The 18,651-nt window shown below is 54.1% G+C and carries 17 protein-coding genes; 15 read left to right on the top strand and 2 right to left on the bottom strand.

Annotated features, from left to right (window positions below; genetic code table 11):
- Window positions 1–45 precede the first annotated feature (45 nt).
- From flgH to flgL, 5 genes are all read left to right on the top strand, one after another.
- A complete protein-coding gene (flgH, locus tag CKO_RS08405; RefSeq protein ID WP_024130441.1) occupies window positions 46–744 on the top strand; it encodes a flagellar basal body L-ring protein FlgH in 699 nt (232 codons plus the stop codon).
- A 12-nt stretch (window positions 745–756) separates the two neighbouring features.
- Window positions 757–1,854 (top strand): flagellar basal body P-ring protein FlgI, encoded by a 1,098-nt coding sequence (locus CKO_RS08400; RefSeq protein WP_012132841.1) that lies wholly within the window; start codon window positions 757–759, stop codon window positions 1,852–1,854.
- Window positions 1,854–2,804: a flagellar assembly peptidoglycan hydrolase FlgJ gene (flgJ, locus tag CKO_RS08395; RefSeq protein ID WP_012132840.1), complete on the top strand. Its 951-nt coding sequence runs from the start codon at window positions 1,854–1,856 to the stop codon at window positions 2,802–2,804. The genes CKO_RS08400 and flgJ overlap by 1 nt, the downstream gene beginning before the upstream one ends.
- Window positions 2,805–2,868: 64 nt before the next feature.
- A complete protein-coding gene (gene flgK, locus CKO_RS08390; RefSeq protein WP_012132839.1) occupies window positions 2,869–4,503 on the top strand; it encodes a flagellar hook-associated protein FlgK in 1,635 nt (544 codons plus the stop codon).
- Window positions 4,504–4,518: 15 nt separating this feature from the next.
- Window positions 4,519–5,472 carry a flagellar hook-associated protein FlgL gene (gene flgL, locus CKO_RS08385; protein ID WP_012132838.1) on the top strand — a complete coding sequence of 318 codons (954 nt, stop codon included), beginning with the start codon at window positions 4,519–4,521 and terminating at the stop codon, window positions 5,470–5,472.
- Window positions 5,473–5,635: 163 nt separating this feature from the next.
- On the opposite strand, the gene rne is transcribed toward flgL, so the two are convergent.
- Window positions 5,636–8,833, bottom strand: coding sequence for a ribonuclease E (gene rne / locus CKO_RS08380; RefSeq protein ID WP_012132837.1), 3,198 nt, complete (start codon window positions 8,831–8,833; stop codon window positions 5,636–5,638).
- Window positions 8,834–9,520: 687 nt separating this feature from the next.
- On the opposite strand from rne, the gene rluC reads away from it, so the two are divergent.
- Window positions 9,521–10,474, top strand: coding sequence for a 23S rRNA pseudouridine(955/2504/2580) synthase RluC (gene rluC / locus CKO_RS08365; RefSeq protein ID WP_012132836.1), 954 nt, complete (start codon window positions 9,521–9,523; stop codon window positions 10,472–10,474).
- Window positions 10,475–10,633: 159 nt separating this feature from the next.
- Here the strand turns inward: rluC and CKO_RS08360 are convergent, their stop codons facing one another.
- On the bottom strand, window positions 10,634–11,218 hold the full coding sequence (locus CKO_RS08360) for a Maf family protein (protein ID WP_012132833.1): 585 nt from the start codon (window positions 11,216–11,218) through the stop codon (window positions 10,634–10,636).
- Between the two features lie 197 nt (window positions 11,219–11,415).
- Between CKO_RS08360 and yceD the strand changes: the two genes are divergently transcribed.
- From yceD to pabC, 9 genes are all read left to right on the top strand, one after another.
- Entirely contained in the window at window positions 11,416–11,937 is a 522-nt protein-coding gene (gene yceD, locus CKO_RS08355; RefSeq protein ID WP_012132832.1) for a 23S rRNA accumulation protein YceD, read from the top strand.
- 16 nt (window positions 11,938–11,953) lie between these two features.
- Window positions 11,954–12,127: a 50S ribosomal protein L32 gene (gene rpmF / locus CKO_RS08350; RefSeq protein WP_000290727.1), complete on the top strand. Its 174-nt coding sequence runs from the start codon at window positions 11,954–11,956 to the stop codon at window positions 12,125–12,127.
- Window positions 12,128–12,206: 79 nt separating this feature from the next.
- Window positions 12,207–13,286, top strand: a complete 1,080-nt coding sequence (plsX, locus tag CKO_RS08345) for a phosphate acyltransferase PlsX (RefSeq protein ID WP_071818860.1) — start codon at window positions 12,207–12,209, stop codon at window positions 13,284–13,286.
- A gap of 76 nt (window positions 13,287–13,362) precedes the next feature.
- The gene (gene fabH, locus CKO_RS08340; protein WP_012132830.1) at window positions 13,363–14,316 is read left to right on the top strand and encodes a beta-ketoacyl-ACP synthase III; all 954 of its coding nucleotides are present in this window, start codon (window positions 13,363–13,365) and stop codon (window positions 14,314–14,316) included.
- Between the two features lie 15 nt (window positions 14,317–14,331).
- Window positions 14,332–15,261, top strand: a complete 930-nt coding sequence (gene fabD, locus CKO_RS08335) for an ACP S-malonyltransferase (RefSeq protein WP_012132829.1) — start codon at window positions 14,332–14,334, stop codon at window positions 15,259–15,261.
- A gap of 12 nt (window positions 15,262–15,273) precedes the next feature.
- Window positions 15,274–16,008, top strand: a complete 735-nt coding sequence (gene fabG, locus CKO_RS08330) for a 3-oxoacyl-ACP reductase FabG (RefSeq protein ID WP_012132828.1) — start codon at window positions 15,274–15,276, stop codon at window positions 16,006–16,008.
- A gap of 151 nt (window positions 16,009–16,159) precedes the next feature.
- A complete protein-coding gene (gene acpP / locus CKO_RS08325; protein WP_000103754.1) occupies window positions 16,160–16,396 on the top strand; it encodes an acyl carrier protein in 237 nt (78 codons plus the stop codon).
- An 85-nt stretch (window positions 16,397–16,481) separates the two neighbouring features.
- On the top strand, window positions 16,482–17,723 hold the full coding sequence (fabF, locus tag CKO_RS08320; RefSeq protein ID WP_012132827.1) for a beta-ketoacyl-ACP synthase II: 1,242 nt from the start codon (window positions 16,482–16,484) through the stop codon (window positions 17,721–17,723).
- 116 nt (window positions 17,724–17,839) lie between these two features.
- A complete protein-coding gene (pabC, locus tag CKO_RS08315) occupies window positions 17,840–18,649 on the top strand; it encodes an aminodeoxychorismate lyase (RefSeq protein WP_012132826.1) in 810 nt (269 codons plus the stop codon).
- Window positions 18,650–18,651: the final 2 nt, after the last annotated feature.

Genomic DNA, 18,651 nt, shown 5'->3' with positions numbered 1-18,651 from the left:
GGTGAGGGAAACCTCACCGGCACACTGATTTTGAAGATGAAGGCAATGCAAAAATACGCTGCGCACCATTACCCGATTATGGCCCTGCTGGTGGTTTCACTGACAGGATGTGCCTGGATACCTTCCACACCGCTCGTGCAGGGCGCGACCACTGCACAGCCCATACCGGGCCCGACTCCGGTGGCGAATGGTTCCATTTTTCAGTCTGCGCAGCCGATCAACTATGGCTATCAGCCGCTGTTTGAAGACCGACGTCCACGCAATATCGGCGATACGCTGACGATTGTATTGCAGGAAAACGTCAGCGCCAGTAAGAGCTCCTCCGCCAATGCCAGCCGTGACGGTAAAACCAACTTCGGCTTTGATACGGTTCCTCGTTATTTGCAGGGATTGTTCGGCAACGCGCGTGCAGATATGGAAGCCTCTGGCGGGAACTCCTTCAATGGTAAAGGCGGCGCGAACGCCAGCAATACCTTTAGCGGCACGCTGACCGTGACCGTCGATCAGGTACTGGCAAATGGCAATTTACACGTCGTGGGTGAAAAACAGATCGCCATTAATCAGGGCACTGAGTTCATCCGCTTCTCCGGGGTCGTGAACCCACGCACCATCAGCGGCAGCAACTCCGTTCCGTCAACACAGGTTGCGGATGCGCGCATTGAATATGTCGGCAACGGCTATATCAACGAGGCGCAAAATATGGGTTGGCTGCAACGTTTCTTCCTTAACTTGTCGCCGATGTAAGCGAGGTCTCCAGTGTTTAAATCTCTTGTTGGAATTGTACTGATACTGGCAACCACCCTGGCGCATGCCGATCGTATTCGGGATCTGACCAGCGTGCAGGGGGTGCGGGAAAACTCGCTGATTGGTTATGGGCTGGTGGTCGGCCTGGACGGGACGGGCGACCAGACGACCCAGACGCCCTTTACCACCCAGACGCTGAATAACATGCTGTCTCAGTTGGGGATCACCGTCCCGACGGGCACCAATATGCAGTTGAAAAACGTTGCGGCGGTAATGGTCACGGCGCAATTTCCGGCATTCGGTCGCCAGGGGCAAACGATCGACGTGGTGGTGTCCTCAATGGGGAACGCGAAAAGTCTGCGCGGCGGTACATTGCTGATGACGCCGCTGAAAGGGGTCGATAGCCAGGTGTATGCCCTGGCGCAGGGAAATATTTTAGTCGGCGGCGCAGGGGCGTCTGCGGGCGGCAGCAGCGTGCAGGTTAACCAGCTCAATGGCGGGCGTATCACCAATGGCGCAATTATTGAACGCGAGCTGCCCAGCCAGTTTGGCGGCGGAAATACCCTCAATCTGCAACTGAACAACGAAGACTTCGCAATGGCGCAGCAGATCACTGACACCATCAACCGTGCCCGTGGATATGGCAGTGCGACCGCGCTGGATGCGCGCACGATTCAGGTTCGCGTACCCAGCGGCAACAGCTCGCAGGTCCGTTTCCTGGCGGATATCCAGAATCTGGAGGTGAACGTCACACCACAGGACGCGAAGGTGGTGATTAACTCCCGTACTGGTTCCGTGGTGATGAACCGTGAGGTGACGCTGGACAGCTGCGCCGTCGCGCAAGGCAATTTGTCCGTAACGGTGAATCGCCAGGCGAACGTCAGCCAGCCGGACACGCCGTTTGGCGGGGGGCAGACGGTCGTCACGCCACAAACGCAGATTGATTTACGTCAGAGCGGCGGTTCGCTGCAAAGCGTCCGTTCCAGCGCCAACCTGAACAACGTCGTCCGCGCGCTGAATGCGCTGGGCGCCACGCCGATGGATCTGATGTCCATCCTGCAATCCATGCAGAGCGCGGGTTGTCTGCGCGCCAAACTGGAAATTATCTGATGATTGGTGACAGCAAACTGTTGGCCAGCGCGGCCTGGGATGCGCAATCGCTCAATGAGCTGAAAGCCAAAGCGGGGCAAGATCCGGCGGCGAATATCCGCCCGGTCGCTCGTCAGGTTGAAGGGATGTTTGTGCAGATGATGCTGAAAAGCATGCGTGAAGCGCTGCCGAAAGACGGCATATTCAGCAGCGATCAAACGCGACTGTACACCAGCATGTATGACCAGCAGATTGCGCAGCAGATGACCGCCGGTAAAGGGTTGGGACTGGCGGAGATGATGGTCAGGCAGATGACCGAGGGGCAGACGCAGCCTGCGGAAGAAGCGCCGCAGGTACCAATGAAGTTCCCTCTGGAAACGGTGACCAGCTATCAAAATCAGGCGCTGACGCAGCTGGTGCGTAAGGCGATGCCAAAAGCGCCGGAAAATAATGATGAGCCGCTGTCCGGCGACAGCAAAGACTTCCTGGCCCAGCTTTCGCTTCCGGCACGCCTGGCGAGTGAACAAAGCGGCGTGCCGCATCATCTGATTCTGGCGCAGGCGGCGCTGGAGTCGGGATGGGGTCAGCGACAGATCCGCCGTGAAAATGGTGAGCCGAGCTTTAACCTGTTTGGCATTAAGGCCTCGTCCAACTGGAAGGGGCCGGTAACAGAGATCACCACCACCGAATATGAGAACGGCGAAGCGAAGAAGGTAAAAGCGAGATTCCGTGTTTACAGCTCCTATCTGGAGGCGCTATCGGATTATGTGGGGCTGCTGACCCGTAACCCGCGCTATGCCGCGGTGACCGCCGCGTCTACCGCTGAACAGGGCGCACAGGCGTTACAAAATGCCGGTTATGCGACCGATCCTGACTATGCGCGTAAATTAACCAGCATGATTCAACAGCTGAAATCCATGAGCGACAAGGTGAGCAAAACGTACAGCGCGAATCTCGACAATCTCTTTTAAATAGCTCAAGTCCAGGAACCCGCTGCCGATAATAACCAGTATTGAAGGATTACAAGGAACCTCCATGTCCAGCTTAATTAACAACGCCATGAGCGGACTTAGCGCAGCCCAGGCTGCGTTAAATACTGCCAGTAATAACATCTCCAGCTATAACGTTGCCGGGTATACCCGACAGACGACGATTATGGCGCAGGCCAACAGTACGCTGGGAGCGGGCGGTTGGGTCGGTAATGGCGTCTACGTTTCTGGCGTACAGCGTGAGTATGATTCTTTTATTACCAATCAGTTACGCGCGGCGCAGAATCAGAGCAGTGGTTTGACCGTGCGGTATGAGCAAATGTCGAAAATTGATAACCTGCTCTCCAGTACCACCAGCTCGATTTCGACCTCTCTGCAAGGTTTCTTCACCAGCCTGCAAACGCTGGTCAGCAACGCGGAAGACCCGGCAGCGCGTCAGGCGCTTATCGGTAAAGCCGACGGCCTGGTAAACCAGTTTAAAACGACCGATCAGTACCTGCGCGATCAGGATAAGCAGGTCAATATTGCCATTGGCTCCAGCGTTGAGCAGATCAACAATTACGCGAAGCAAATCGCCAGCCTGAACGATCAGATTTCCCGTCTGACCGGGGTGGGCGCGGGCGCTTCACCGAACGATCTTCTCGACCAACGCGACCAACTGGTGAGTGAGCTGAACCAGATTGTCGGTGTGGAAGTTAGCGTCCAGGACGGCGGCACCTATAACCTGACGATGGCGAATGGCTATACCCTCGTGCAGGGCAGCAGCGCCCGTCAACTGGCCGCGGTGCCGTCCAGCGCCGATCCGTCACGCACCACGGTCGCCTATGTTGATGCGACTGCCGGAAACATTGAAATCCCGGAAAAATTGCTCAATAGCGGCTCGCTTGGCGGGTTGCTGACGTTCCGCTCTCAGGATCTGGATCAGACTCGCAATACCCTCAACCAGCTGGCGCTGGCCTTTGCCGAAGCGTTTAATGCCCAGCATAAACAGGGATATGATGCCAATGGCGATCAGGGCGAGGACTTCTTTTCCATCGGTAAACCGTCCGTATTGAGTAATGCGAAAAATACGGGTAGCGGAACCTTGTCTGCGGAAGTCACCGACAGTTCCGCGGTACAGGCTACCAATTATAAGCTGGTATTTGATGGTCAGGACTGGCAGGTCACCCGCTTGTCAGACAACACCAGCTTTAAGGCGGTTGAAACCAACGGGAAACTGACGTTTGACGGACTGGAAGTGACGGTCGGGGCAGGGGCAAATGCGAATGACAGCTTTACCCTGAAACCGGTCAGCGATGCCATTGTGAACATGAACGTGCTGGTGACCGATGAATCCAAAATTGCGATGGCTTCCGATCCCGATGCGGGTGGGAGCGATAACCGTAACGGTCAGGCGCTGCTGGATTTGCAAACCCAGAAAACGGTAGGCAATAAGTCCTTTAATGATGCTTATGCGACGATGGTCAGCGATGTGGGGAACAAAACCGCCACGTTGAAAACCAGCAGCACGGCGCAGGGCAATGTCGTGACGCAGTTGTACAACCAGCAGCAATCGATTTCCGGCGTTAACCTTGATGAAGAATACGGCAACCTGCAACGCTATCAGCAGTACTACCTGGCGAACGCCCAGGTGCTGCAAACCGCGAATACGCTGTTTGATGCGCTGTTGGGCATTCGCTAAGGGAGAGGAGGATAAATGCGTATCAGTACCCAGATGATGTACCAGCAGAATATGCGTGGTATCACCAATTCCCAGGCTGAATGGATGAAGTACGGTGAGCAGATGTCCACCGGTAAGCGCGTGATTAATCCGTCTGACGATCCTATTGCCGCTTCTCAGGCTATCGTACTCGCTCAGGCCCAGGCTCAGAACAGTCAGTATGCGCTGGCACGTACCTTTGCCACTCAGAAAGTGTCGCTGGAAGAAAACGTGCTAAGTCAGGTGACAGCTGCAATTCAAACTGCGCAGGAAAAAATCGTTTACGCCGCTAACGGCACCTTAAGCGATGATGACCGCGCCTCGCTGGCGAGCGATCTACAGGGGATTCGCGATCAGTTAATGAACCTGGCCAACAGTACCGACGGCAACGGTCGTTACATTTTCGCAGGCTATAAAACTGAAAAAGCGCCGTTTGATCAGGCAAATGGCGACTATAGCGGCGGCACTGAAAACATCACCCAGCAGGTTGATGCTTCGCGTACGATGGTGATTGGTCATACGGGCGATCAGATTTTTAATCGTATTACCAGTAATGCCGTACCGGAGCCTGATAACAGCGCTTCAGAAACCAGCCTGTTTGCGATGCTGGATACAGCCATTGCAGCGCTGAAAACGCCGGTTGCTGACGATGATGTGAAGAAGGCGGAAGCTGCTGCGGCGATTGATAAAACAAACCGTGGCCTGAAAAACTCCCTTAATAACGTCCTGACCGTTCGTGCGGAACTGGGAACGCAATTGAGTGAGCTGGATTCCCTGGATTCATTGGGAAGTGAGCGCGCGCTGGGTCAGGCACAGCAGATGAGCGATCTGGTCGATGTGGACTGGAACGCGGCCATCTCGTCGTATGTAATGCAACAGGCTGCGTTACAGGCGTCCTATAAAGCGTTTAGCGATATGCAAGGAATGTCTCTGTTTCAGTTGAACAGATAGCACATGTTTTGAAACATATCATGAAACTGGGTATGTTTTGTCTGCCCGCTCCCTTCACCCCGGAGCGGGCATTTTTTTGCCCGGAAAACAGATAACGGGCACCGATTGCAGGTACAAAAAAGCCGACCCGCAGGTCGGCTTTATCTTTAACATCGCGTTCAGCTTATTCTACAGGCTGCGGGCGCGTGGCTGGTGCGGCGGCCTGATGCGTTGCGCTATGACCACCTGCCGCACCTTTACCTTCAAAGATGAAGGCAGGGCGCTGCCAGTCGCTTTGATGTGGCGCTTCCGGGACATATTCCGGCGCAGGCGCGCGGGTCATCGGCGCACTGGCGTGGCTGACGGATTTCTCCCCGGTTGTTACCGCGCTTTCTGACACGGTTTCAGCAACGGCGACGGCGACAGGCGCAGCGACAATCTCTTCCGGTTCAGCGGCAACAACGACAGGTTCAACCGTTTCTGTAACGATCTCTTCCGGTTCGGCGATGACAACGTCAGCGGATTCTTCAGCCGTCGTGGTTTCCTGAACGTCAGCGACAGGTTCCGCTTGCGCAGCGACTTCCTGCGCAACAGGGACGTCAGCCTCTGCAATCACCTGAGGTTGTTCTTCAACCGGGGTGGCAATCACTTCAGGATGCGTTGTTTCCACAGTAGCGGGCTGAGGTTCAGCGACAACGGTTTCAGTTTGAGCCGGTGCGTCTACAACCTGTTCGGCTGCGGCAGCGACGACCTGCGGCTCTACTGCAACCGGCTGAGCTTGTACGGTCTCTTCTTCGCGCTGTGCTTCAACCTGCGTATCCTGAGGACGGGCGACAGGGTAGCGAATCCACACTTTGCCAGACGCCATTTCCGGTGAAGCGCAAGCGACGGTTAACGGCATTGGCGATTGAAGCGGGTAACGCTCATCGCGGTAGCGACGACGACGCTGGCCGCTGACGCGCAGGTGGCGAGGAGAACGACGGGAGCGACGCGGCATTCCTGCGTTATCACGCGCTTCGCCGTTTTCTTCCTGCTCTGCTGGCGCAACGTCTGCGATCGCTGGCAGGTCGACTTTCGCCAGTTCAGTACGCTGAGCAGGCGCGCTTTGCGTAGCAGGCTGGGCGGCGACAGCGTCTTCGACGACTGGCGTTGCGACAGCTTCTGCTTCAGAGGTTGCAGAGTCTGTGTAACGAACTTTCTGGCTCAGCTGACGCTGTTTGCGGCGAGGCTGCGCCTGACGAACGCGTTCTTCCTGTTCCGTCTCCTGAGCCGGTTGCTCATCCAGATTCAGCGCCTTGACTTCTTGCTGTGCCTGACGTTTTTCATCGTTGCGACGACGGTTGCGTTCACGACGCGGCGTCTGCTGCTCGTCACCGGACTTCGCCTTATCGGCAACGTCGTTAGACTGCTGGCGGTTGTCACGCGCTTCTGCGTTCTGCTGCTGCGCCTGACGACGGTTACGACGGTTGTCATCACGGTTTTCACCGCCTTCAGCGCGGTTGTCGCGATTATCACGGTTGTCACGGCGATCGTTACGGTCGCGGCGATTATTCTGGCGAGACTTACGACGATCCTGCTGACGCTCCGGTTTTTCCTCTGCTTTCGGTGCAGGTTGTTCAACCGGCTTAGCGACTTCGCTGCCGCTGAACATGTTTTTCAGCGCGCCGAAGAAGCGAGTAAGCAGACCTGGTTGTGCAGGCGCAGTGGCAACGGCTTTCGGTGCTGCCGTCGCTGCTTTCACCGCAGGTTCTGCTGGCGTCGGCGCAGGCGGCACTTCCGGCATCGCGAAGGTCGCCAGTGCTGGCTGTTCAGGGCGTTTACGCTCGGCGTACTCTTCTTCAGAAGGCAACGCCATCGCTTCTTCATGCAGTTTCGGCAGCATGTAGCTCAGGGTTGGCGTTTCTTCCCCTTTACGTACGCGCAAAACGGAGTAGTGCGGCGTTTCCATCTGATCGTTTGGTACGATCACGCAGCGCACGCCATCCTGGCGAGTCTCAATAGCATTAACCGCGGTGCGCTTTTCGTTAAGCAGGTAAGAGGCGATCGGAACCGGAACAATGGCGTGAACTTCCTGGGTATTCTCTTTCAGCGCTTCTTCTTCAATCAGACGCAGAATAGACAGGGAGAGCGATTCGTTGTCGCGGACGGTGCCGGTGCCGCTACAGCGTGGGCAGACGTGATGGCTGGACTCGCCCAGAGACGGGCTGAGACGCTGGCGGGACATCTCCAGCAGGCCAAAACGAGAAATATGGCTAATCTGGATACGCGCACGATCCTGACGTACCGCTTCGCGCAGACGGTTTTCCACCGCGCGCTGGTGGCGTACTGGCGTCATGTCGATGAAGTCGATAACGATCAGGCCGCCGAGGTCGCGCAAGCGCAACTGGCGAGCAATTTCATCGGCCGCTTCCAGGTTTGTGTTAAACGCGGTTTCTTCGATATCGCCGCCGCGTGTGGCACGCGCGGAGTTAATATCAATCGCGGTTAACGCTTCGGTTGTGTCGATAACGATAGAGCCGCCGGAAGGCAGACGCACTTCACGCTGGAAGGCGGATTCAATTTGCGACTCGATCTGGTAGTGGCTGAACAGCGGAATCTCGCCGGTATAAAGCTTAATCTTGCTGCTGAAATCCGGGCGACCCAACGCCGCGATGTGCTGGCGCGCCAGCTCAAGCACTTTCGGATTATCGATAAGAATTTCGCCGATATCCTGACGTAAGTAGTCACGGAATGCGCGGACGATAACGTTGCTTTCCTGATGGATCAGGAATGGAGCAGGGCGGCTTTCAGCGGCTTTCTGAATCGCTTCCCAGTGTTTCAGACGGAAGCTCAGGTCCCACTGCAACGCTTCGGCGGATTTGCCGACGCCTGCGGTACGCACGATAAGCCCCATGCCGTCAGGCAGTTCGAGGCTTGCCAGCGCTTCTTTTAATTCGGTGCGATCGTCGCCTTCAATGCGACGGGAGATGCCGCCCGCGCGCGGGTTGTTCGGCATTAAAACCAGATAGCTCCCTGCCAGACTGATAAACGTCGTCAGCGCAGCGCCTTTGTTGCCGCGTTCTTCTTTATCAATCTGAACAATCACTTCCTGACCTTCGCGCAACACATCTTTAATGTTTGGACGGCCGTGGGCGTTGTAGTTGGCGGGGAAATATTCGCGGGCAATTTCTTTTAACGGGAGGAAACCGTGACGTTCAGCGCCGTAATCAACAAAAGCCGCTTCCAGACTCGGTTCGATACGGGTAATTTTGCCTTTATAGATGTTCGCTTTTTTCTGCTCGTGTCCTGGACTCTCAATGTCCAGGTCGTACAGGCGCTGCCCATCTACAAGGGCAACACGCAACTCTTCCTGCTGAGTTGCGTTGATTAACATTCTTTTCATCGTAACTTACTCATTATTCTTACATTGACGACTAAGCTGCGGGCATAGTAATGCCTTTCCGGGTGTGAACCGATGGCCTCGTGTCTATTCGCGTCGCCAACCTCACGGTTATCGTCTGCTCAAAGAGGCGCAGAGTGTCGGTTGCCTGTATTTCATACGGAAATACAGCGCAATTATCAGGGGAACAGCCTGGGAGTTACTCTCCAGAGAAGATTCCATTATGTTCATCGTCTTTCACGCCGCAGATGCGTTGGCTTCATCTGCTCACCCGGGCATAAGCTCCTGGGGATTCCCAGATTTGCCGCCTTTCTGCAACGCGTAGTACATAGAACATATACCGGTAAGGACTGCAACCCGCAGCCCGCTAACTGCCTGAAAAATCAATACGTCTTACGCCATTGCTGCGTTGATGATCTGTCTGGCAAAATGGGTCATTCCGTAAAATTTCTTGTTTTAACAAGGTTCGACACGGAAACGGTTACATTATTCCACTGCTAACCTTGTTATAGCAAGATGACTTTTACCATTTATCACCCGGTTACTCACAGTTTTTTCACTTCCTCATGGTGATTGGTTTAATAACCAGCAAATTGGTCATGTTGAACGTGAGTAACAGGATATAGAAGTAAATATAAGCATAGAAAAATGAGTGGCGCTAATCCTTATGGCTATTTAGAATCGGCCCCCATGAAAACTGAGACTCCATCCGTAAAAATAGTTGCCATTACTGCCGACGAAGCGGGGCAACGCATCGATAACTTTTTGCGCACGCAACTCAAAGGCGTACCGAAAAGCATGATTTACCGCATTTTGCGTAAAGGCGAAGTGCGGGTGAACAAAAAACGCATCAAACCGGAATATAAGCTCGAAGCCGGGGATGAAGTGCGTATTCCGCCGGTGCGCGTCGCCGAACGCGAAGAAGAGGCCGTTTCGCCGCATTTGCAAAAAGTGGCGGCGCTGGCCGATGTCATTTTGTATGAAGATGACCATATCCTTGTGCTGAACAAACCTTCCGGTACGGCGGTGCATGGCGGAAGCGGGTTGAGCTTCGGCGTTATCGAGGGGCTGCGCGCGTTGCGGCCAGAAGCGCGTTTCCTGGAACTGGTGCATCGTCTGGACCGCGATACTTCTGGCGTACTGCTGGTTGCGAAAAAACGCTCAGCGCTGCGTTCTTTGCATGAGCAACTGCGTGAGAAGGGGATGCAGAAAGATTATCTGGCGCTGGTTCGCGGCCAGTGGCAGTCGCATGTTAAATCGGTACAGGCGCCTTTATTAAAGAATATTCTGCAAAGCGGCGAACGTATTGTACGTGTGAGTCAGGAAGGAAAACCCTCCGAAACGCGCTTTAAGGTTGAAGAGCGCTATGCGTTTGCGACGCTGGTGCGCTGTAGCCCGGTGACGGGACGTACGCATCAGATTCGTGTGCATACGCTGCATGCGGGCCATCCGATCGCGTTTGACGATCGTTACGGCGATCGCGAATTTGATAAGCAGCTTGCGGGAACGGGGCTGTCACGGCTTTTTCTGCACGCGGCAGCGCTGAAGTTTACCCATCCGGGGACTGGCGAGGTGATGCGTATCGAAGCGCCGATGGATAACCAACTCAAGCATTGCCTTCAGGTGTTACGTAACAAAGCCTGATGCGCGTTGCGATATTATCGCGCTAAACCTGTAGGCCGGATAAGACGTTTACGTCGCCATCCGGCATCTTTACTGATGGCGCTGTGCTTATCAGGCCTACGGGCATTGCTCCGCTGTGGGCCTGATAAGATGTTTTAGCGTCGCCATCAGACGCATCCACTATGCCATCAGCGGGTTCATCTCTTCCCGGCGCAGCATCTGGCACAGCGCAATCAGCGGTAGCCCAATAAGGGTATTGGGATCTCGCCCCTCCAGGCGCTCGAAAAGGGCAATGCCAAGACCTTCGCTTTTAAAACTTCCGGCACAATGCAATGGACGCTCTTTGCGGACATAGTCCTCTATTTCCGTTTCGCTTAAATGGCGGAAATGTACATCAAACGGTTCGACTTCCGTTTGTAAATGTCCGGTTGCAGAATTATAAAGCGCCAGTCCGGTATAAAACGTCACAATATTACCGCTGGCTTTGGTTAATTGCTGGCGCGCTTTTTCTTCGGTTAACGGTTTGCCGGTAATTTCGCCATCCAGAACGCAAATTTGATCGGAGCCAATAATCAGATGATCGGGGAAACGGTGGGCGAGCGATTGTGCTTTCGCCTGTGCGAGGCGAGAGACTAAATGGCGCGGCGCTTCGCCAGACATGGGCGTTTCGTCAACCTCGGGAGCCGCGCACTCGAAAGGGATCGCCAGTTTTTCGAGCAGCGCGCGACGCCAGGGAGAGGTAGAAGCAAGGATGAGACGGGGCATATTTTTTCCCTCAGATATAGCGTATTAATGAGAGCCATCTTAAACTATGCTCTTCGTCCTTCAAGCATGACATACAGTCACGGTTTGAGCGAAAATAAGTCTGTAACCCGCAATGTGTGCGAATTATTGGCAAAAGGCAACCGCAGGCTGCCTTTTTCTTTGACTCTATGACGTTACAAAGTTAATATGCGCGCCCTATGCAAAAGGTAAAATTACCCCTGACTCTTGATCCGGTTCGTACGGCTCAAAAACGCCTCGATTATGAAGGTATCTATACTTCTGATCTGGTAGAGCGCGTCGCCGATTCTGTAGTCAGTGTGGACAGTGATGTGGAATGCTCCATGTCGTTCGCTATCGATAACCAACGTCTCGCCGTTATTACGGGTGATGCGAAGGTGACGGTATCGCTCGAATGCCAGCGTTGCGGGAAGCCGTTTACCCATCAGGTTCACACAACGTATTGTTTTAGTCCGGTTCGTTCTGACGAACAGGCTGAAGCACTCCCGGAAGCGTATGAGCCGATTGAGGTTAACGAATTCGGTGAAATCGATCTGCTTGCAATGGTTGAAGATGAAATCATCCTCTCCTTGCCGGTAGTTCCGGTGCATGATTCTGAACACTGTGAAGTGTCCGAGGCGGACATGGTCTTTGGTGAACTGCCTGATGAAGCGCAAAAACCAAACCCATTTGCCGTATTAGCCAGCTTAAAGCGTAAGTAATTGAGGAGTAAGGTCCATGGCCGTACAACAGAATAAACCAACCCGTTCCAAACGTGGCATGCGTCGTTCTCATGACGCTCTGACCGCAGTCACCAGCCTGTCTGTAGACAAAACTTCTGGTGAAAAACACCTGCGTCACCACATCACTGCCGACGGTTACTACCGCGGCCGTAAGGTCATCGCTAAGTAATCACGCGCAAGCGTGATGAAGCTTAGTGAGGATTTCCCCGCGTAAGCGGGGAAACACCAAACCAGGCAGCGACGATACCTTGACACGTCTAACCCTGGCGTTAGATGTCATGGGGGGAGATTTCGGCCCTTCCGTGACAGTGCCTGCAGCACTGCAGGCACTGAATTCTAATTCGCAACTCACACTTCTTTTAGTCGGGGATCCCGATACCATCACGCCATTACTTGCCAAAGCTGACTTTGAACAACGTTCGCGTCTGCAGATTATCCCTGCACAGTCAGTTATTGCCAGTGATGCCCGGCCTTCGCAGGCTATCCGCGCCAGTCGCGGCAGCTCAATGCGTGTGGCCCTGGAGCTCGTGAAAGAAGGTCGAGCCGAAGCCTGTGTGAGCGCCGGTAATACGGGCGCGCTCATGGGACTTGCGAAATTATTGCTCAAACCCCTTGAGGGCATCGAGCGTCCTGCGTTGATGACGGTTTTACCGCATCAGCAGAAAGGAAAAACGGTGGTGCTGGATTTAGGCGCCAACGTCGATTGTGACAGTACCATGTTGGTGCAGTTTGCCGTGATGGGGTCCGTGATGGCGGAAGAGGTGATTGGGATAACCAATCCCCGCGTGGCGTTGCTCAATATTGGTGAAGAAGAAACCAAAGGTCTCGACAGTATTCGTGATGCCTCTGCGTTGCTCAAAACAGTCCCTTCCATCAATTACATTGGTTATCTTGAAGCCAATGAATTATTGACGGGAAAAACTGATGTGCTGGTATGTGACGGATTTACAGGTAATGTCACATTAAAGACAATGGAAGGGGTTGTCAGGATGTTCCTTTCACTGCTGAAATCTCAGGGTGAGAGTAAAAAACGGTCGTGGTGGCTGCTGTTATTAAAACGTTGGTTACAAAAAAGCCTGACGAGGCGATTCAGTCACCTCAACCCCGACCAGTATAATGGCGCCTGTCTGTTAGGATTGCGTGGCACGGTGATTAAAAGTCATGGTGCGGCCAATCAGCGAGCATTTGCCGTCGCGATTGAACAGGCAGTGCAGGCGGTGCAGCGACAAGTTCCTCAGCGAATTGCCGCTCGCCTGGAATCTGTATACCCAGCCGGATTCGAACTGTTGGAAGGTGGCAAAAACGGACACTCACGGGTGCACAATTAACGGTGTAACCTGAGCGCAACCAACATACCAGCAGTTTGCACGCGGTGGTATATAACCGAAAAGTGACTGAGCGTACATGTATACAAAGATTATTGGTACTGGCAGCTATCTGCCTGAACAAGTGCGTACTAACGCCGATTTGGAAAAGATGGTAGAGACGTCTGACGAGTGGATTGTCACGCGTACAGGCATCCGTGAACGCCATATTGCAGCGCCAAACGAAACAGTCGCGACGATGGGCTATACAGCCGCAAACCGCGCGCTTGAAATGGCGGGCATCGATAAAGACCAGATTGGCTTGATTGTGGTGGCGACCACGTCAGCAACACATGCTTTCCCAAGCGCAGCATGCCAGATTCAGAGTATGCTGGGCATTAAAGGCTGCCCGGCGTTTGACGTTGCAGCGGCCTGCGCCGGTTTTACCTACGCGTTAAGCGTTGCCGATCAGTATGTAAAATCAGGCGCCGTTAAATATGCGCTGGTCATCGGTTCCGATGTCCTGGCGCGCACCTGCGATCCCACCGATCGTGGGACGATCATTATCTTTGGTGACGGCGCGGGCGCAGCGGTTCTGAGCGCATCCGAAGAGCCAGGCATTATTTCGACGCATCTTCATGCAGACGGCAGCTACGGTGAGTTGCTGACGCTGCCAAACGCCGATCGCGTCAATCCAGAAAATCCGATTTATCTGACGATGGCGGGCAACGAGGTGTTTAAAGTGGCGGTAACTGAACTGGCACACATCGTTGACGAGACGCTGGCGGCGAATAATCTGGATCGTTCCGCTCTGGACTGGCTGGTTCCGCACCAGGCTAACCTGCGCATCATCAGCGCGACAGCGAAAAAGCTGGGTATGTCGATGGATAATGTGGTGGTTACGCTGGACAGACACGGCAATACCTCTGCGGCCTCTGTGCCGTGCGCACTGGACGAAGCCGTGCGCGACGGGCGGATTAAAGCCGGGCAGTTGGTATTGCTTGAGGCCTTCGGGGGTGGATTCACCTGGGGCTCCGCGCTGGTTCGTTTCTAGTATAAGGATTTAAACATGACGCAATTTGCTTTTGTGTTCCCGGGGCAGGGTTCCCAGACGGTTGGGATGTTGTCTGAAATGGCAGCCAGCTACTCGATCGTAGAAGAAACCTTTGCTGAAGCTTCTGCGGCGCTGGGTTATGATCTGTGGGCGCTGACGCAGCAAGGGCCTGCGGAAGAACTGAATAAGACCTGGCAGACTCAACCCGCATTGCTGGCCGCTTCCGTTGCGCTGTATCGCGTATGGCAGCAGCAGGGCGGTAAAGCGCCTGCGCTGATGGCGGGACACAGCCTGGGAGAATACTCCGCGCTGGTATGCGCTGGCGTCATCGATTTCGCCGACGCGGTTCGTCTGGTTGAACTGCGCGGCAAATTCATGCAGGAAGCAGTGCCGGAAGGCACCGGCGCAATGGCGGCGATCATCGGTCTGGATGATGCGTCCATCGCCAAAGCGTGTGAAGAGGCGGCTGAAGGCCAGGTGGTTTCTCCGGTGAACTTTAACTCTCCGGGCCAGGTGGTTATCGCCGGGCATAAAGATGCGGTTGAACGTGCGGGCGCAGCCTGTAAAGCCGCTGGCGCAAAACGTGCGCTGCCGCTGCCGGTAAGCGTGCCGTCACACTGTGCGCTGATGAAACCTGCGGCAGATAAGCTGGCGGTTGAATTAGCGAAAATCACCTTCAATGCCCCGACCGTACCGGTTGTGAATAACGTTGACGTGAAGTGTGAAACCGACGCTAACGCTATCCGTGATGCGCTGGTACGCCAGCTGTACAACCCGGTGCAGTGGACGAAGAGTGTAGAATTTATCGCAGCACAAGGTGTTGAACACCTTTATGAAGTGGGTCCAGGTAAAGTCCTCACTGGTCTGACTAAACGTATTGTTGACACCCTGACGGCCTCGGCGCTAAACGAACCGGCGGCACTGTCAGCGGCGCTTGAGCAATAAAAGAGGAAAACCATGAGTTTTGAAGGAAAAGTCGCGCTGGTTACCGGTGCAAGCCGTGGCATTGGCCGCGCAATTGCTGAGACGCTCGTTGCCCGTGGCGCGAAAGTCATCGGTACTGCTACCAGCGAAAATGGCGCTCAGGCCATTAGCGAATACTTAGGTGCGAACGGTAAAGGTCTGATGTTGAATGTGACCGATCCGGCATCTATTGAATCTGTTCTGGAAAATATTCGCGCAGAATTTGGTGAAGTTGATATCCTGGTCAATAATGCCGGTATCACTCGCGATAATCTGCTGATGCGAATGAAAGATGATGAGTGGAACGATATTCTCGAAACCAATCTGTCATCTGTTTTCCGTCTGTCAAAAGCGGTAATGCGCGCTATGATGAAAAAACGTCATGGACGTATTATCACTATCGGTTCTGTGGTTGGTACCATGGGAAATGCGGGTCAGGCCAACTACGCTGCGGCGAAAGCGGGTCTGATTGGCTTCAGTAAATCACTGGCGCGTGAAGTTGCGTCGCGTGGGATTACTGTCAATGTTGTGGCTCCGGGCTTTATTGAAACGGACATGACGCGTGCGCTGTCTGATGATCAGCGTGCGGGTATTCTGGCGCAGGTTCCTGCGGGTCGCCTCGGCGGCGCTCAGGAAATCGCCAGTGCGGTTGCATTTTTAGCCTCTGACGAAGCAAGTTACATCACTGGTGAGACTCTGCACGTCAACGGCGGAATGTATATGGTTTAACCACGAAAAATATTTGCGTTATTGTAGGTCTTGGCCTCAAAATAACGTAAAATCGTGGTAAGAACTGCCGGGATTTAGTTGCAAATTTTTCAACATTTTATACACTACGAAAACCATCGCGAAAGCGAGTTTTGATAGGAAATTTAAGAGTATGAGCACTATCGAAGAACGCGTTAAGAAAATTATCGGCGAGCAGCTGGGCGTTAAGCAGGAAGAAGTTACCAACAATGCTTCTTTCGTTGAAGACCTGGGCGCAGATTCTCTTGACACCGTTGAGCTGGTAATGGCTCTGGAAGAAGAGTTTGATACTGAGATTCCGGACGAAGAAGCTGAGAAAATCACCACCGTTCAGGCTGCCATTGATTATATCAACGGCCACCAGGCGTAAGTGAACATCTCCAGGCGGTCATTCGACCGCCTGAGTTTTATCTTTTTGTCCCACTAGAATCATTTTCCCTCCCTGGAGGACAAACGTGTCTAAGCGTCGTGTAGTTGTGACCGGACTGGGCATGTTGTCTCCTGTCGGCAATACCGTAGAGTCTACCTGGAAAGCTCTCCTTGCCGGTCAGAGTGGCATCAGCCTGATCGACCATTTCGATACTAGCGCCTATGCAACGAAATTTGCTGGCTTAGTAAAGGATTTTAACTGTGACGACATCATCTCGCGCAAAGAACAGCGCAAGATGGATGCCTTCATTCAATATGGAATTGTCGCTGGCGTTCAGGCCATGCAGGATTCTGGCCTTGAAGTAACGGAAGAGAACGCAGACCGTATTGGCGCCGCTATCGGCTCTGGTATCGGCGGTCTCGGACTGATCGAAGAAAACCACAGTTCCCTGGTGAACGGTGGGCCGCGTAAGATCAGCCCGTTCTTTGTTCCGTCGACGATTGTTAACATGGTGGCAGGTCACCTGACCATCATGTACGGCCTGCGTGGGCCAAGCATCTCTATCGCTACCGCCTGCACCTCAGGCGTACATAACATCGGTCATGCCGCGCGTATCATTGCATACGGCGATGCGGACGCGATGGTAGCGGGTGGTGCGGAAAAAGCCAGTACGCCGCTGGGTGTCGGTGGCTTTGGCGCAGCGCGTGCGCTGTCTACACGTAATGATAACCCGCAAGCGGCCAGCCGCCCGTGGGATAAAGAGCGTGACGGCTTTGTTCTCGGCGATGGCGCGGGCATGGTGGTACTGGAAGAGTACGAACATGCAAAAGCGCGCGGCGCGAAAATTTATGCCGAAATCGTTGGCTTCGGGATGAGCAGCGATGCTTATCACATGACGTCACCGCCGGAAAACGGCGCGGGCGCCGCGCTGGCGATGGTCAATGCGCTGCGTGATGCGGCCATTGAGCCGGGTCAGATTGGTTACGTCAACGCCCACGGTACGTCTACGCCGGCAGGCGATAAAGCGGAAACTCAGGCGGTAAAATCTGTCTTTGGCGATGCGGCAAGCCGTGTGCTGGTCAGCTCGACGAAATCCATGACGGGTCACCTGCTGGGTGCTGCGGGCGCGGTAGAGTCCATTTTCTCTATTCTGGCGCTGCGCGACCAGGCTGTTCCGCCAACCATCAACCTGGATAACCCGGATGAAGGTTGCGACCTGGACTTTGTGCCTCACGAAGCTCGTCAGGTTAACGGAATGGAGTATACGCTGTGTAACTCCTTCGGCTTTGGCGGTACTAACGGCTCGTTGATCTTCAAAAAGGTCTAAGTCGTTCCACCAGAGAGTAAAAAGGTCCGCTTGTCGGGCCTTTTTTATTCAGCTTTCTTCCCTTGTCCTGTGTTAACCATCCTGCCACACTAATCGACCACGAATAAGGAGCCACTATGTTCTTAATTAATGGCCGTGAACAGGATTCTCTTGCCGCAAGCGATCGCGCGACGCAGTTTGGTGATGGCTGTTTCACTACTGCGCGAATCCGTGACGGTAAAATTTGCCTCCTGCCCGCACACCTTCGCCGTTTGCAGGATGCCTGCGAAAAACTGCTGCTTCCCTTCAGTCAATGGACGGAGCTGCAACACGAAATGACGGCGATGGCAGCAGGCCAGAACAGTGGCGTACTGAAAGTTATCCTGAGTCGTGGCAGCGGCGGCAGGGGCTACAGCCCGTCAAACTGCCGTGAGGCCACGCGAATTTTATCCGTTTCTCCTTATCCCACCCATTATGAACGCTGGCGTACGGAAGGTATTACGCTGGCGCTAAGCCCCGTAAGGCTGGGGCGTAACCCTATGCTTGCGGGTATAAAACACCTTAACCGGCTGGAACAGGTACTGATCCGGTCTCATCTTGAGCAGACAAACGCCGATGAAGCGCTGGTTCTTGACAGCGAGGGATGGGTTACGGAATGCTGTGCGGCTAATTTGTTCTGGCGTAAAGAGAATGTGGTGTACACGCCGCGCCTGGATCAGGCGGGGGTAAACGGCATTATGCGACAATTTTGTTTACAGTCGCTGGCACAATCGCCTTTCCAGGTTGTCGAAGTGTATGCCAGGGAGGACGCGCTTATGCAGGCCGATGAGATGGTTATCTGCAATGCGTTGATGCCCGTGATTCCCGTGCGCGCCTGTGGCGATAAACTGATGTTTGCACGTTCATTGTTCGATTTTTTAGCCCCACTTTGTGAGCACCCGAATTAGTC

Source organism: Citrobacter koseri ATCC BAA-895, assembly GCF_000018045.1.
Lineage (GTDB): Bacteria > Pseudomonadota > Gammaproteobacteria > Enterobacterales > Enterobacteriaceae > Citrobacter_B > Citrobacter_B koseri.
This window is presented reverse-complemented; position numbering and strand designations above follow the sequence as displayed.

What these genes read in the sequence shown, in the direction of transcription:
- rpmF (WP_000290727.1), top strand. Translation starts at nt 11,954, where the DNA reads ATGGCCGTACAACAGAATAAACCAACCCGTTCCAAACGTGGCATGCGT.
- flgH (WP_024130441.1), top strand. Translation starts at nt 46, where the DNA reads ATGCAAAAATACGCTGCGCACCATTACCCGATTATGGCCCTGCTGGTG.
- rluC (WP_012132836.1), top strand. Translation starts at nt 9,521, where the DNA reads ATGAAAACTGAGACTCCATCCGTAAAAATAGTTGCCATTACTGCCGAC.
- pabC (WP_012132826.1), top strand. Translation starts at nt 17,840, where the DNA reads ATGTTCTTAATTAATGGCCGTGAACAGGATTCTCTTGCCGCAAGCGAT.
- flgL (WP_012132838.1), top strand. Translation starts at nt 4,519, where the DNA reads ATGCGTATCAGTACCCAGATGATGTACCAGCAGAATATGCGTGGTATC.
- acpP (WP_000103754.1), top strand. Translation starts at nt 16,160, where the DNA reads ATGAGCACTATCGAAGAACGCGTTAAGAAAATTATCGGCGAGCAGCTG.
- yceD (WP_012132832.1), top strand. Translation starts at nt 11,416, where the DNA reads ATGCAAAAGGTAAAATTACCCCTGACTCTTGATCCGGTTCGTACGGCT.
- fabG (WP_012132828.1), top strand. Translation starts at nt 15,274, where the DNA reads ATGAGTTTTGAAGGAAAAGTCGCGCTGGTTACCGGTGCAAGCCGTGGC.
- fabD (WP_012132829.1), top strand. Translation starts at nt 14,332, where the DNA reads ATGACGCAATTTGCTTTTGTGTTCCCGGGGCAGGGTTCCCAGACGGTT.
- flgJ (WP_012132840.1), top strand. Translation starts at nt 1,854, where the DNA reads ATGATTGGTGACAGCAAACTGTTGGCCAGCGCGGCCTGGGATGCGCAA.
- fabH (WP_012132830.1), top strand. Translation starts at nt 13,363, where the DNA reads ATGTATACAAAGATTATTGGTACTGGCAGCTATCTGCCTGAACAAGTG.
- flgK (WP_012132839.1), top strand. Translation starts at nt 2,869, where the DNA reads ATGTCCAGCTTAATTAACAACGCCATGAGCGGACTTAGCGCAGCCCAG.
- rne (WP_012132837.1), bottom strand. Translation starts at nt 8,833, where the DNA reads ATGAAAAGAATGTTAATCAACGCAACTCAGCAGGAAGAGTTGCGTGTT.
- CKO_RS08360 (WP_012132833.1), bottom strand. Translation starts at nt 11,218, where the DNA reads ATGCCCCGTCTCATCCTTGCTTCTACCTCTCCCTGGCGTCGCGCGCTG.